We start from the raw sequence: 14,965 nt of genomic DNA on the forward strand, positions 1-14,965 counted from the left end.
CTTTCCGCTTTACGCTAAATAAGGAACATTATATGGCATTAGTACAGAGAATCCAGGACGTGTACCGCCCCGTAGAAGAACGCGTTAAGGACTTGAAGGAAGTTGAACGCCTCTTCACAGAAGAAGAAATTAAGGCACAGGCAGGCCGCTGTGCTGATTGCGGCATCCCTTTCTGCCATGGTGCAGGCTGCCCTCTGGGTAACCTGATTCCCGAATTTAATACCGCCGTAGCTGCAGGCGACATCCGCAAGGGCTACGACATTATCAGCAAGACTGCTTTCTTCCCGGAATTCACGGGCCGTGTTTGCCCCGCCCTCTGCGAAGCTAGCTGCACCCGCCAATTGAACGATGACGCCGTCATGGTTCGCCAGGTGGAAAAGTTTATGATCGAAACCGCCTTCAAGGAAGGCTGGGTGGAACTGCCCGAAGCTGCTCCCAACGGCAAGACGGTGGCTGTGATCGGTTCTGGTCCTGCAGGCCTCTTTGCTGCAGAAAGCCTCCGCCGCAAGGGTTACGCAGTAACCGTCTACGAAAAGAAGCCCAAGGTTGGCGGCCTCCTCCGTTACGGCATTCCTAACTGGAAGCTGGAAAAGGAAGTCATCGACCGTCGCGTTTCCCTCATGGAAAAGGCTGGCATCAAGTTTGTCTGCAATTGCGAAATCGGCAAGGACATTTCTGCTGAATACATCCGCAAGAATTTCGATTACCTGTTCCTGGCTATCGGTACTCCCAACGCTCGCGATTTGAACATTCCTGGACGCGATGCAGAAGGTATCTACCTGGCTCTGGACTTCCTTCATGGTGAAGGTGAAAAGTATAATGCCAAGGGCAAGAAGGTCTTGATCATTGGCGGTGGCGACACCGGTAACGACTGCGTGGGCAAATCCCTCCGTGAAGGCTGCAAGAGCGTTCTCCAGGTGGAATTCATGCCCAAGCCTCCTGAAGAACGTTCCCCGTCTACTCCGTGGCCGGATTGGCCGTACATGCTGCGCACCAGCTATGCTCACCACGAAGGTGGCGAACGTCGCTGGAATGTGTCTTCCAAGCAGTTCATTGTGAAGGACGGCAAGGTGGCTGGCGTGGAAGCTGTGAAGGTTGAATGGGAAATGGCTCCCAACGGTCGTCCCATCAAGCCTAATGAAGTTCCCAATTCTACAGAAATCATTGACGCTGATTTGGTGGTTCTGGCTATGGGCTTTACCGGCGTTCCGGCTGAAGGTATTGTGAAGGACCTGGGCCTTGAATTGACTCCGCGTACTGCAATCATTCAGGATCCGTCCCGCAACATCTACGCTGTAGGTGACTGCGCTAACGGAGCTAGCCTGGTTGTAAGAGCCATGGCCGACGCAAAGGCAAAGGTCAAGAGCTTATAGGATAAAGGTTAAAGGATAAAGGGTAATGTCTTTACGCTTTAAACTTTCCGCTTTACGCTAAAAGAGTTCCTTGTGTAACAACACGGGTCGCTGGTGGGTAAAACTGCCGGCGGCCCATTTTTTATAGTCCGGCGTGGAATGTTTTTTTTGGGATTAAACGTTCCATTTTGATTAAAAAAAAGGGTCTAGAATATATCACTTAACACACTTTTAATAGTTTGATTTTTTGTTATCTGACTCACCCACCAAAAAGTTTGTATCTTATTTCCTGTAAAGATGAATATCGCTGAAAAAGCGAATCAAAGGATCCTCCTAACCCCCAAAAAAATCCAGTCTCCTTCGGGAGGCTGGATTTTGTTTTTTAGAAATCTTTTGGATGTCTGGCGTTTTATGCCTTGCCCAACTTCTTTTTCTGCTGGGTGCCGGCCACCTTAGAGGCGACGTAGCGGGGGAGGAGTTTTCCTGCTATGGTGGCAAGTTTCATGAAGAGGCTGGGAACGATGATGGTCTTCTTCTTGAACATCTGCTTGAGGGCGTAACTGGCGCAGAACTTGGGGGAGATTCCCGGCAGGGCGAACTGTACGTTGGCCACGTCGTTGAATTCCGTCTTTACGGGGCCCGGGCAGAGAACGCTGGCGGATACGTTAGACCTTGATTCCTGAAGTTCCATGGCGATGGCCTGGGTGAGGCTGACCACGTAGGCCTTGGTGGCGTAGTAGGTGGCCATGTAGGGGCCGGAAGGCATCAGGCCTGCGCTGGAGCCTACGTTCAAGAGGTGGCCGCCGTTCTTGGCCAGAATGCGGACCGCCAATTTCGAAAGCAGATGCAGCGCAATCACGTTCACGTTGATCATGCGCAGTTCCTTGTTCAGGTCTGTTTCGGCGAAGGCGCCGCAGTCGCCGAAGCCTGCGTTGTTGATGAACACGCCCACGTCGAACTTCTCCAGGAATTCTCCCAGGCGTTCGCATTCGCTTTGGCTGGAAAGGTCTGCAGTGAAAACTTCTGCGGGGGTACCTAATTCCTTGGCCAAGGCCTGCAGTCGATCTTCACGACGTGCAACCAGAATAAGGCCATAACCGCGGGCAGACAAATCCTTTGCGAATTCGGCGCCGATGCCCGAGCTGGCGCCTGTAATCACTGCGTATCTCATAAAAGAAAGTATAGATAATTTTAGATGGGGTATGTTTTCAATTTTTTCTTTACTTGATTTTTTTTTACATTAGCTGACGCGAAATGGTGTTATCTTTTTTTTGTTCGAAAAGGTTAGGAGTTTATATGAATCGTCTTGCTACATTAGGCTTTGGTCTTGCCTTGTGCGGAGTATTTTCTGCTTGCGGCAGTGATGGCGGTACCTCGTCCAGCGAAGATAATAATCCCGAATTTGAAAGCAGTTCCTCTGCTGGTGAAAACTTGAGTTCTTCGCAGAACCTGATTACGAGTTCCGCGACGGAAACTTTGTCCTCTGCGGAGGTTGTGAACTTGTCAAGTTCTGCGGTTGACGGATCCGGTAGCTCGGCGGAATCGGTAGGATCAAGTTCTTCTGTTTTCAATAAATCCAGCAGCTCCGTTTCTTCAGGATCAAACCCAGCGGGCGGTCTCAATTCTGACGGCACGTTTACGGATTCCCGCGACGGTCGTGTCTATAAGACGGTGAAGGTTGGTAACCAGGTCTGGATGGCCGAAAATTTGCAATATGAGATTGCGGATGGAAGCGCCTGCTATAACGATGACTCTGGTTATTGCGAAGTTTTTGGTCGCCTGTATTCCTGGGATGCCGCAACGGATGCTTGTCCTGAAGGCTGGACTCTGCCCAGTGAATTGGACTGGTATGCCCTGGTTGATGAAGTGGGTGATGCAGACTTAAGATTCTCCCAGGGATGGGCTGGGGGCATGCCTCCTAAAAATGATTATGACTTTGCTGTGTTGGCTGCTGGTTATGGATCTTATGGATTTTTCTCTTCCAATGGCAGCTCCGCTATTTTCTGGACTGCCACGGAAAATTGCACGGTGGGAGGGGCTTCCTGTGAAGAAAGTATTGGCTTCGTTTTTGGCTACGAGAGCCCGAAACCGTCGAGAAGTTCTTTGGAAAAGGAAATTGTTGTCTCGGTTCGTTGTATAATGGAATCTAGTGGGACTCAGGACAATTCTTCCTCTTCCGCTTCGCTTGTTGATCCCTCGACCGTTGTGAAGGGGTCCATGACGGATGCCCGTGACGGCAAGACTTACAAGACGGTGACTATCGGAACGCAGACCTGGATGGCTGAAAATCTGAACTATGCCTACAATCTTCCGACGGCGACTTTGGATTCTTCCAGCATCTGTTTCGAAAATAATCCGGAATCCTGCGCTCAGTTTGGTCGCCTGTATTTGTGGAGTGCCGCCATGGATTCTGCTGCTGTATTTGGAACGGCGGGCAAGCATTGCGGTTATGCCGAAGGCAACTGGGATCATGTCTGCGAAAGGCCTAATTTGAAAACCCGTGGTGTTTGTCCGGAAGGCTGGCATATTCCCAGCAAAGACGCGTGGAATACCTTGTTTAGTGCGGTGGGAGGTAGGCTTACTGCTGCTCCGAAGTTGAAGGCTACAGATGGTTGGGCAGAAAATGGAAACGGAACGGATGATTACGGTTTTTCTGCAGTGCCTACGGGCTTTTGGGAAGATCCTGATCGTTTTGGCGGTGCAGGCGAACGCACGGAATTCTGGGCCAGCACTGAAGATAATGGATATAACGCCTGGGAAGCACGATTTGGCTATTATTCTGGTGAGGTTGATTTCTGGCCTGGCAGTAAAAAGTATGGTGCATCTGTCCGTTGCATAAAAGACTGATTTTACCGAAAAAGTAAACTTTACAAATAATGTAAAATACAAAAGCTGTTTTTTCAAAATATGTAAACGCTTTCAAATCGTGAAATTGACGTCATCCTTATAAATTCCCTTTTTTAGCGAAAATTTCAACTTTTACTGAAAATGTAAAAATGGCATGCTTTTTGCTATTTGAGGGCGAAAATAAGGATTACAATTTATGTCAATGAAATTCTCCAAGTGGACCGGCCTCGGAAACGACTTCGTTCTGGTGGAACCGGGTGAAGCTTTTGATATGACTCCGGGTGCAGCCCTGGACCAGCGCGTGATTGAACTGTGCGACCGTCGTTTTGGCATTGGTGCCGATGGCGTGGTGGTGGTGACTCCGCTTTCTAGCTCCGAAGAATATGTGGTGGGCGAGAAGGATGTCCGTGCCGGCTACGACTGGAACAAGAAAGGCAATGGTGTAGATTTCGAAATGCGCATTTTTAATGCTGACGGTTCCGAAGCCGCCATGTGCGGAAACGCCACCCGTTGCGTTGCAAAGTTTATTGTGTCTCGTGGCCTGGGCAACGGGACCTCTTTTGTTCTGCACACCAAGAGCGGTCTGATCAAGCCGAGTATTTTGGGTTCCGCAGCAAGTGCCGCAGACCTAGAAAAAATGCAGGTTTGCGTAGACATGGGTGCTCCCCGTGATTTCCTGGGCACCATCAAGCTCTCTGCAGGCTCCTTTGATTTTACCGGTGAAACGGTCTCTATGGGCAATCCCCATACCGTGATTTTTGTAGACGATATCGAAAAGATCCAGCTTGAAAACTGGGGCGTTGTCCTGGAACACGATAAGCAGTTCCCGGACCGCTGCAACATTGAATTTGCTCAGGTGGTGGCTCCCGGCAAGATCCGTATGCGCGTGTGGGAACGCGGCTGTGGCGTGACCATGGCTTGCGGTACCGGCAGTTGCGCCACTCTGGTGGCTGCCCAGCGCACCGGTCGCGTTGGCCTGGAATCCGACGTGGTCCTGGATGGCGGAACCCTCCACATCAAGCACGAAGAAGGTGGCCCGGTTTTGATGACCGGCCCCGCGAAGGAATGCTTTAGAGGTGAGCTTTAGCTTGCCGCAATGCGTCAAAAAGGTGAAATTTAAACAAAGTAAACAGTGGTTAGTTGACAGTTCTTTTTTAGAGTGGCGAGCTGGTGCTCGCAAAAAAGATAAGGGCTTCGCCCGTTCACTAACCACTAACCACTAATCACTAACCACTTTTATTATGAACGAATCTATCATTAATCCATTTTACGATCGTCTTCCTGGCAGCTACCTTTTCTCTACTATCGCCAAGAAGATCAAGGAATACCAGGGCACCCACGCCAATGCCGACATTATCCGTCTGGGTATCGGCGACGTGACCACTCCCATTATCCCTGCCGCTATTGAAGCCATGCACAAGGCCGTAGACGAAATGGCATGCAAGAACACCTTCCGCGGTTACGGTCCGGAACAGGGTTATGACTTTTTGCGCGAAGCCATCATTCGCGGCGAATATACTCCCCGCGGTGTCGAAATGGATCCGGACGATGTGTTCGTCAGTGACGGTTCCAAGTGCGACGTGGCCAACATCCAGGAACTTTTTGCTGCCGACGTGAAGATCGCCATTCCCGATCCGGTTTATCCTGTTTACCTGGATTCCAACGTGATGGCTGGCCGTACCGGCTTTATGCAGGAAGATGGCCACTTCTCCGAAGTGACTTACCTGGCTTCTACCGCCGAAAACAACTTCCAGCCGGACCTTCCCAAGAACCCGGTGCAGCTGATTTACCTGTGCAGCCCCAACAACCCGACGGGCACCGTGCTTAGTCGCGAAACCCTCCAGAAGTTCGTGGATTACGCCAACGAAACCGGTGCCATCATCCTCTTCGATGGTGCTTACAACTGCTACATCCAGGATGAATCCCTGCCTCACTCCATTTATGAAATTCCGGGTGCCCGCACCTGCGCCATTGAATTCCGCAGCTTCAGTAAGACTGCTGGCTTTACCGGCGTCCGTTGCGCCTACACCATCGTTCCTCACGAACTGGGCAAGCTCCGCGCCATGTGGAATCGCCGCCAGTGCACCAAGTTTAACGGTGTGAACTACGTTGTGCAGCGCGCTGCCGAATCCATCTACAGCCCCGTAGGTTGGGAACAGACCAAGGCTGTGATCAAGGGCTACATGGATACCGCTTTCATGATCCGCTCTGAATTGACTGCTGCCGGCTACACCGTCTTTGGTGGCGAACATGCTCCCTACATCTGGTGGAAACTTGAAAACGGCGAAAAGTCCTTCGACTTCTTCGATCGCCTCCTTGGCACTTGCGAAGTGGTGGGTACTCCGGGTAGTGGCTTTGGCCCCTGCGGCGAAGGTTATTTCCGCTTGACCGCCTTCGGTGACCACGAACAGACCAAGGTTGCCCTGAAGCGTATTAAGGAAAAATTGTAAAAATTAGCACGGAATTTGCAAAATCCTATGTAGAATTTGTGAAAATTTTACATTTCATGCAAAATCGAATGTATTTTGTAAAGGATTCTTATAAGGATTGCTGACAGGCCCCGCAATTTTTATAAAAACAAGAGTGCCTGAAAAAGACCCGAACCTAGAGACTATTATGAAACAGCCCATCGGTCCAGAAATATCGGTCATTCAAAAGATTAGCGCCGCCATCATTCATGAACGTGATGCGGAAAAGTTGCTGAGCAACGTCCTTGCCATTCTAGATACGGAACTTGGCATGCTTCGAGGTACCTTCACCTTGCGTTTTGGCGATACCCTGAAGATTGAAGCCTCCCATGGCATGACTGAAGCTGAAAAGCAGCTGGGCCAGTACCACATTGGTGAGGGTATTACTGGACATGTGGCAGAAACTCGCCGTAGCCATGTCATTCCCGACCTGCGCAAGGATTCCAGGTTCCTGAACCGCACTGGCTCTCGTAATTACGATAGCCAGGTGGCCTTTATTTGCGTGCCCCTGATTCATGACGAGGAGCTGATTGGAACCCTTTCTGTGGACCGTCCGGTGGATGTGAACACGGACTTGGACCACGATGTGGCCTTGCTGGAAATTATCGCCAACATTACGGGTGATGCAGCCAACGAATGCCAGGAAGTCCATTCTGAACATGCCGCCTTGCTGGAAGAAAACCAGAAGCTCCGTGACATGTTGTCTGGCAATCCCACGGAACTGGTGGGTAACTGCCGCGAAATGCAGATTGTGTACGAACAGGTTCGCCAGGTGGCTCCTTCCGATGCTACCGTTTTGATTCGTGGTGGTAGCGGTACCGGTAAGGAAATGATCGCCCGCGCTATCGTGAACCTGTCTGCCCGTAAGGACAAGCCGTTCATTACCCTGAACTGTGCCGCCCTTCCCGAAAACCTTGTAGAAAGCGAACTCTTCGGTCACGAAAAGGGTGCCTTTACTGGCGCCGTGAACCGCCGTATCGGTCGTGCAGAAGCAGCCAATGGCGGCACTCTGTTCCTGGACGAAATTGGCGATCTCACCATGCAGACCCAGGTGAAGCTGCTCCGCTTCCTGCAGGAAAAGACTTTCAGCCGCGTGGGTAGTAACGAAGAGCTTCATTCCGATGTCCGCTTCCTGGCTGCAACTAGCCGCAACCTGGAAGAACTGATGGAAAAGAAGCTGTTCCGCGAAGACTTGTTCTACCGTCTGAACATTTTCCCGATTTCTATGCCGGATCTGGCCAAGCGCCAGAGCGATATCATCTTGCTGGCAGAACACTTCATCGAAAAGATGAACCTGCGCTACAACAAGAAGGTCGCTCGTTTGTCTACAACGGCCATCAACTTGCTCATGAGCTACCACTGGCCGGGTAACGTCCGTGAACTTGAAAACTGCATGGAGCGTGCTGTTCTCACTGCCGCTGACGATTGCATCCACAGCTACAACCTGCCGCCTTCGCTGCAGACCAGCCTTAGCACCGGCTCCATCATTTCTGCCGAAATGAAGAGCGCCCCGCTGGATGTGATGATGAATAACTACGAACGCGAATTGATTACCGAAGCCATCAAGCGCCACAACGGAAACATTTCTGCCGCTGGCCGCGAACTGGGCGTAAGCCCCCGCATGATGAACTACCGCATGAACAAGCTGGGGCTGAATTCTAAATAATCAGCTTGGCAAGTTCGCGGAACTAGATGTTATTTGAGTGAAGAAGGGTCTCCCTGCGGGGAGACCTTTTTTATATTTAAACTATGTTCGGATTTTATCGATTTGCTTCTGTCTGCCCCAACCTGAAGGTTGCGGACACTGCTTTTAATACTACTGAAATTATCCGTTGCGGTAAGCTTGCCCAGGCTGAGGGGGCTGCGGTAACGGTGTTCCCGGAACTTTGCATTACGGGTTATACTTGCAGTGACTTGTTCCACCAGGAACTGTTGCTGAAGAACGCTTATGCCAGCTTGCAGAAGATTGCAGAAGCATTTGCCGATACCGATATGATTGTGGCGGTGGGTTTGCCCTTGCGCATGTTTGGCCGCCTCTATAACTGTGCTGCCTTTGTTCAGCGCGGAAACCTGATTGCGGTGACTCCGAAAATTCATTTGCCCAACCAGCGTGAATTCTACGAAAAGCGCCACTTTAATAGCGGACGCGACTTGCTGAATTCTGCAGATCGTATTTCCTGGGATTTCCCCGGCTTTGGAGAAGTACCGGTAACCAACTTTATCCGCACGGGTTGTCTGGACGGTTCCGAGGTTTGCTTTGGCGTAGAACTCTGCGAAGACTTGTGGACTCCTATGCCTCCCAGCGGTGAACTGGCCTTGGCCGGTGCAAATGTAATCCTGAATCTTTCTGCCAGCGACGCCTTGGTGGGGAAGGGCGATTACCGCCGTAACCTGGTCATGAACCAGTCTGCCCGTTGCATGGCTGCCTATGTCTATTCTTCTGCCGGCGTTCAGGAATCGACCACCGACATGGTTTTCAGCGGTCACTTGATGATTGCCGAAAACGGTAGCATGCTGGCCGAAAGCAAGACCTATGGCCGCGACTCCGAAATCATTTATGCGGATGTTGATGTGCAGCGCCTGAATATGCAACGTTTGAGCGAAGGCTCCTTCCAGGACTTTGACGCAACGCCTTATTTCGCTACTGCGGCTGAGTTTGGACCGTTGCCGGAAATTGCCGTGGGTGAAAACGTGGACGCTCTCAAGTATCGCTATGTTTGTCCCACGCCTTTTGTTCCGGGTAACATCGAAACTCGTGATGCCAACTGCAAGGAAATCTTTAACATTCAGTGTGCGGGCTTGGCCAAGCGTATCGAGGCTTCCCGCTCCAAGCGTGTTGTTGTTGGCCTGAGCGGTGGCCTGGATTCCACCTTGGCTTTGCTGGTCATTGCCGAAACTTTCAAACTGTTGAAGCGCCCCGCCTCTGAAATCCTGGTACTGACCATGCCTGGCTTTGGTACGACCAACCGCACCAAGAACAATGCGGTGGAAATGGCAAACCTTTTGGGCGTTGAACTGCGCACCGTGTCCATCAAGGATGCCTGCATGCAGCACTTCAGCGACATCGGTCATGATCCTGCCGTGCTGAACGTGACTTACGAAAACGTCCAGGCCCGCGAACGAACCCAGATCCTTATGGATGTGGCCAACAAGGAAGGCGGTATCGTGGTTGGTACCGGCGACCTTTCTGAAATCGCTCTGGGTTGGAGCACCTATAACGCTGACCATATGTCCATGTACGCCGTGAACTGCGACATTCCCAAGACTTTGGTGCGTCATGTGGTGGCCTGGTATGCTGATCGCGCCCGCAATTTCTTTGCCGCAGATGTAGCCGCTGGCTCCGCCGACGAGACTGCTGCTTTCAAGTCCGCCGATGCGCTTTCCGCAGTGCTTCGCGACATTTTGGATACTCCCGTTTCTCCGGAACTTCTGCCTGCCGACGCCAACGGCCAGATTGCCCAGAAGACCGAATCCATCCTTGGCGCCTACGAAATTCACGATTTCTATCTGTACCATTTTGCAAAGTACGGTGCAGAACCTGCAAAGATGCTGTTCCTGGCAAAGCATGCCTTCGCCGGTCTTTATCCCGACGAAGAACTGGAACGCTGCCTTACTTTGTTTGTACGCCGCTTCTTTACCCAGCAGTTCAAGCGCAGCTGCATTCCCGACGGCCCCAAGGTGGGTACCATCTCCCTGTCGCCTCGTGCCGACTGGAGAATGCCCAGCGACGCAAGCTTTGCTGATTGGCTCACCAATTCCCTGAACGCAAGCTTTAGGGAATAACGGGAAACCTGCGCAAGTTGCAAGGAGGTGTTTTCAATGAACAAGAAATTTTTTGGAAAGAAAGTGGTAAAGTTTGGCTTTGTAGCCTTTGCTCTGGCTTTGGGCCTTGCCGCATGTGGTGATGGCGGCTCTTCAAACGGACCGGCTAATAACCATGAGGACACAAACATTTCTTCTGTTGAGTCTGAAGAAAATTTGCCCAGCTGTACAGAAAGCGGGGAAGGTTTCGTTAACTTTATTAATGGGACAAAGGAAGGTTTCATTTGCAAGGATCGTAAGTGGGTCCATTACGATATGATTGCGGACGTTGAAGAAAATCTGCCTGGCTGCACGGGGTCAAGAGAAGGCCTGTCAGCTTACCTTTATGAAGAAGACCGCGAGTTGAATTGCGTGGAAGGCTCCTGGGATGTTGTTGGCGAGGTCGCAAGTAGTTCTTCCACCAGTGTTCCTGGCACATCTTCCAGTGTCATTCCGGGCACTGACCCGGAATCTTCATCCGACGAAGCCGTTGATCTTTCTTACGCTACAAAATGCCCTGTGGGCCATACATGCACTTACGCACCTACCGAATACTTGAATCCGAAGGTCACCTATGGCGAACTTCTGGATGAGCGTGACTACCAGATGTACAAGACGGTAGAAATCTGCGACGATAAGAATGAAAATTGCCAGACCTGGATGGCCCAGAACCTGAACTATGCTTACACCGGAGTGGCTTTTGACAACGGCTATTATACCTCCGACTCCACCAGCTGGTGCTATGACGATGATCCAAGTTATTGCGCAGCCTATGGTCGCCTATATACCTGGGCAGCCGCGGTTGACTCTGTTGCTATTTACAAGAACTACGGTGAGGAATGTGGCTATGGCAAGTTTTGTACCCGTTTCAGTGCCTCTGCATTGGCTACGGCGCCTGTTCGTGGCGTTTGCCCCAGCGGCTGGCACCTGCCGAGCAATGCTGAATGGGGTGCTCTCTATACGAATGTGGGCGGGGCCAGCTATGCCGGTCAGAAGCTGAAGGCGAACACCAGCCTGTGGACCTCTTATAGTGGAGTGACTAATGATGATTCTTTTGGATTCTCGGTTCTCCCTGCCGGTGGCCGCAACTACTACGGTTATTTCTACGGTCAAGGCGACTGCGCCTACTTCTGGAGTTCTACTGATTACGAGTACAGCAGCAGCTATGCGTGGTACCAGAGCTTCCACTACATCGACGGCTACGCGTCCCAGGACTACTACGGCAACTACGGCAAGTACAACGCGTTCTCCGTCCGTTGCCTTAAGGACTCTTTCTAACCAAGGTGCCGTAGGCGCCTCAAAAAAAAGGCGGCGCGAGCCGTCCTCCCCCTAAAAAAAAGGAGCCACCAGGGCGTAAGCCCCAAGGCTCCTTTTTTGTTGCAAGACAAAGGAAACCAAATGGAAGAAAAACAAGCTGCACTCTACACAAATTCTAGAGTGCTAGAAAATGAAACAGGCAACACCAGCACCATACACATGTACCTTCGCAGGGCCCACTACCACGTCTTTGAACGGAGCGCAAGCCTGTTTCAAAAGCACATAGCCAAGTACAAGGTGGTGCTCACCGTTCCAAAGAATGTGGGCCGCGAAGTGGACCATGCAGGAGTTTAATAAGAGGGTAGCATTGAACTGACCCCCAAAAGGAAAAACAATGGCAAAAATCAACTACAACTCCGAGACCAGGGAACTGGAGAAACTCTTGAAGAAACTTGTTTGTTTTCGGCGTTAGGCAGAAGCTTAACGGAAATAAGAGATAGTGCATGAAAATGCAAAAAAAATCCCGGCGTTCACACTGAAACGTCGGGATTTTTTGTTTAAAGTGGATCTCGGGATTGTCGCGGAACTGGTCCGCGATGTTCCTAGTTACTTGAACAGGTCGTTGTCGCCGTCGTCCTCGCCTTCGGAATCCGAAGTGCCGTCATCGAAAGTGTCCGGCGGAGAAATGCGGCTGGCGCGCTTGACCTTCTTGGCGGTAAACTTGCTGCCCAGAGCCTTGTAGCCCTTGACTTCTGCAATTTCCGTCAGATCCAGTTCTTCCTTCTGGACTTCGCGGCCCACCTGATATTCCATCAGTTCGCGGGCGTCGTCGGTGGCGAAGAATTCGATCATCTGGGTGTCCTTATGATCGCTGACCAGGCTGAATTCCGTAGTCATGGGGCAGCCTTCAAGATTGAAGCGCTTGACCATGTAGTTGAAGTTTCCACCTTCGAAGTACAGCACCGTAAAGACCTGTGCAGGATCGTACTTGTGAATGTACTTGATGCCTGTACCCACGAGAATGGGATCTGCCATGTCGTGGACGCGGGCGGTTCCGTTTTCCTTGACGATAAGGACCTTGTCCTTTTCGCCGAATTCGCCGATACGGTCACCCTTCTTCTGGGTGCTGATGATACCGCTGGGGGCGTCAAAGTACAGCACGCGGGCGCCCAAGGTACTTACACCCTTGCGCAGGCGCTTGATGCTCTTGACCGGGTACTTGGTAACGATATTGCCCATGGCGCCACGGCCCTTCACTTCGATGGTGCTGAAATCCACTTCGAAGTTCAGCTTGGTACGGGGGCGGGGCTTCAGGGTGACTTCTACCACTTCGGCTTCGCCGTTCAGGTTGCTGGACATGTAGAGAATCTTGCTGCCCGGCTTACCCTTGCCCATGAAGTAGTCCTTGTCGCGGGTGACGCCACCCACGTTAAAGCGCTTGATGTAGTAAGCTCCGTCCTTGCCATCCAAATGGATGACGTTATAAATATGACGGTCATCATCCTTCTTGAACTTTTCGACTAGGATAATATCCTTACCTACGAAGTCCTTGTCGCTGACCTTGACCACCTTGAAGCTACCGTCGGCCTTGAATACGATCAGGTCGTCGTATTCAGAAACGTCGAAGAGGTATTCTTCCTTCTTCATACTGGTGCCCAGGAAGCCTTCCTTGCGGTTGACATACAGCTTCTGGTTGGCGATGGCCACATGTACAGCGTTCACCTTGCCGAATTCTGCAATCTGGGACTTACGTTCCTTGCCTTCGCCATACTTCTTGAGGATATTCTTGAAGTGGTTGATGGTGTAGTCGGTAATATGTTCCTGGTTGAACTTGTTTTCGGCAATCTTTGCATCCAGTTCTGCCAACAGTTCGTCGGCCTTCTTGCGGTCGAAACGGCTGATGCGGCGGATAGGAATTTCCGCAAGCTTCAGGATTTCTTCTTCGGTGACCTCGCGGCGGAGCATCTTCTTGACGTAGGGCTTCAGGCCTTCATCAATGAGCTGGACCATTTCTTCGCGGCTCTTGGCATTCTCGATAACCTGGTAGACCTTCTTTTCTATGAAGATCTTTTCGAGGCTGGTCATGTGCCACTTGTCTTCAAGGTGCTTCAGTTCGTTCTGAAGTTCCCACTGCAGCAGGTGAACCGTATGTTCGGTGTTCATACGCAGGATTTCGGACACGCCCAGGAATTTGGGGTGCTTGTCTACAATGACGCAAGTGCAGGGGGACAGGCTCTTTTCGCAGTCGGTAAAGGCGTAGAGGGCGTCCATGGCCACCTGGGGATCGGTACCGGCCTGCAGGTGGATCAGAATTTCCACATCGCGGCTGGTGTTGTCGTCCACATGCTTGATCTTGATCTTGCCCTTGTCGTTGGCCTTGACGATGCTGTCGATCAAACTTGAAGTTGTGGTGCCGTAGGGGATTTCGCGGATGGCCAAAGTCTTGTTGTCGACCTTTTCGATCTTGGCGCGCACACGCACGCGACCGCCACGCTGACCGTCGTTATATTCGCTAACATCGATAATGCCGCCGGTAAAGAAGTCGGGATAGAGTTCGAACTTCTTGCCCCTGAGGATGGCGATACTGCATTCGCAAAGTTCGCGGAAGTTGTGGGGGAGAATGGAGGTGCTGAGACCCACGGCAATGCCGTCGACGCCCTGAGCCAAAAGCAGGGGGAACTTGACAGGCAAGGTTACCGGTTCTTCGCTACGTCCGTCGTAGCTGGGCACCCATTCGGTGGTTTCGCCGTTAAAGACCACGTCTACGGCAAAAGGTGTCAGACGTCCTTCGATGTAACGGGGGGCTGCAGCGCGGTCGCCGGTCAGCGGGTTACCCCAGTTACCCTGGGTATCGATGAGCAGGCCCTTCTGGCCCAGGCCCACCAGGGCATCACCGATGGATGCGTCACCGTGGGGGTGGTAAGCCATGGTACGACCGACGATGGTTGCCACCTTCTGGTAACGGCCGTCGTGATTTTCGAACAGGGAGTGCAAGATACGACGTTGCACCGGCTTCAAGCCGTCTTCGTAATACGGAACGGCGCGGTCCAGAATTACATAGCTGGCGTAATCAAGGAACCAGCCGTCATACAGTTTTTCTAGGTGGTGTACATTGGACAGGCCCAGAGTAGTATCCTGGTGCTCACCCACCTTAACATCGTTAAAAGATTCTTTGGAAGTTTCTACTTCGTTTTCGTTATCGTTGTTCATGTCGCTCATAAGTCGTGTAGAAATAGAATA

The 14,965-nt window shown here is 51.5% G+C and carries 10 protein-coding genes; 8 read left to right on the forward strand and 2 right to left on the reverse strand.

The features are described from left to right. Positions 1 to 32 precede the first annotated feature (32 nt). Positions 33 to 1,373, forward strand: coding sequence for a glutamate synthase subunit beta (locus BUB73_RS06975; RefSeq protein WP_073156569.1), 1,341 nt, complete (start codon positions 33 to 35; stop codon positions 1,371 to 1,373). 388 nt (positions 1,374 to 1,761) lie between these two features. Here the strand turns inward: BUB73_RS06975 and BUB73_RS06980 are convergent, their stop codons facing one another. Further along, complete coding sequence (locus BUB73_RS06980; protein WP_073233817.1) at positions 1,762 to 2,523, reverse strand: SDR family NAD(P)-dependent oxidoreductase; 762 nt, start codon at positions 2,521 to 2,523, stop codon at positions 1,762 to 1,764. A gap of 125 nt (positions 2,524 to 2,648) precedes the next feature. On the opposite strand from BUB73_RS06980, the gene BUB73_RS06985 reads away from it, so the two are divergent. The 7 genes from BUB73_RS06985 to BUB73_RS07015 all read left to right on the forward strand — a co-directional run bounded on the left by BUB73_RS06985 (position 2,649) and on the right by BUB73_RS07015 (position 12,079). Then, complete coding sequence (locus BUB73_RS06985) at positions 2,649 to 4,199, forward strand: fibrobacter succinogenes major paralogous domain-containing protein (RefSeq protein ID WP_073284686.1); 1,551 nt, start codon at positions 2,649 to 2,651, stop codon at positions 4,197 to 4,199. 196 nt (positions 4,200 to 4,395) lie between these two features. Next, on the forward strand, positions 4,396 to 5,286 hold the full coding sequence (dapF, locus tag BUB73_RS06990; protein ID WP_073284689.1) for a diaminopimelate epimerase: 891 nt from the start codon (positions 4,396 to 4,398) through the stop codon (positions 5,284 to 5,286). Positions 5,287 to 5,440: 154 nt separating this feature from the next. Then, positions 5,441 to 6,649 (forward strand): LL-diaminopimelate aminotransferase, encoded by a 1,209-nt coding sequence (locus BUB73_RS06995; RefSeq protein WP_073233800.1) that lies wholly within the window; start codon positions 5,441 to 5,443, stop codon positions 6,647 to 6,649. 166 nt (positions 6,650 to 6,815) lie between these two features. Further along, positions 6,816 to 8,333, forward strand: coding sequence for a sigma-54 interaction domain-containing protein (locus BUB73_RS07000; RefSeq protein ID WP_073233798.1), 1,518 nt, complete (start codon positions 6,816 to 6,818; stop codon positions 8,331 to 8,333). 83 nt (positions 8,334 to 8,416) lie between these two features. Continuing rightward, on the forward strand, positions 8,417 to 10,450 hold the full coding sequence (locus BUB73_RS07005; protein ID WP_073284691.1) for an NAD(+) synthase: 2,034 nt from the start codon (positions 8,417 to 8,419) through the stop codon (positions 10,448 to 10,450). A 36-nt stretch (positions 10,451 to 10,486) separates the two neighbouring features. Further along, a complete protein-coding gene (locus BUB73_RS07010) occupies positions 10,487 to 11,746 on the forward strand; it encodes a fibrobacter succinogenes major paralogous domain-containing protein (protein WP_073284694.1) in 1,260 nt (419 codons plus the stop codon). 120 nt (positions 11,747 to 11,866) lie between these two features. Further along, entirely contained in the window at positions 11,867 to 12,079 is a 213-nt protein-coding gene (locus tag BUB73_RS07015; protein WP_073284697.1) for a hypothetical protein, read from the forward strand. A 252-nt stretch (positions 12,080 to 12,331) separates the two neighbouring features. Here BUB73_RS07015 and BUB73_RS07020 read toward each other — a convergent pair whose 3' ends face one another. After that, positions 12,332 to 14,944 carry a DNA gyrase/topoisomerase IV subunit A gene (locus BUB73_RS07020; RefSeq protein ID WP_073233789.1) on the reverse strand — a complete coding sequence of 871 codons (2,613 nt, stop codon included), beginning with the start codon at positions 14,942 to 14,944 and terminating at the stop codon, positions 12,332 to 12,334. Positions 14,945 to 14,965: the final 21 nt, after the last annotated feature.

Origin of the sequence: Fibrobacter sp. UWH6 (genome assembly GCF_900142465.1) — a bacterium.
Classification (GTDB): Bacteria; Fibrobacterota; Fibrobacteria; order Fibrobacterales; family Fibrobacteraceae; genus Fibrobacter.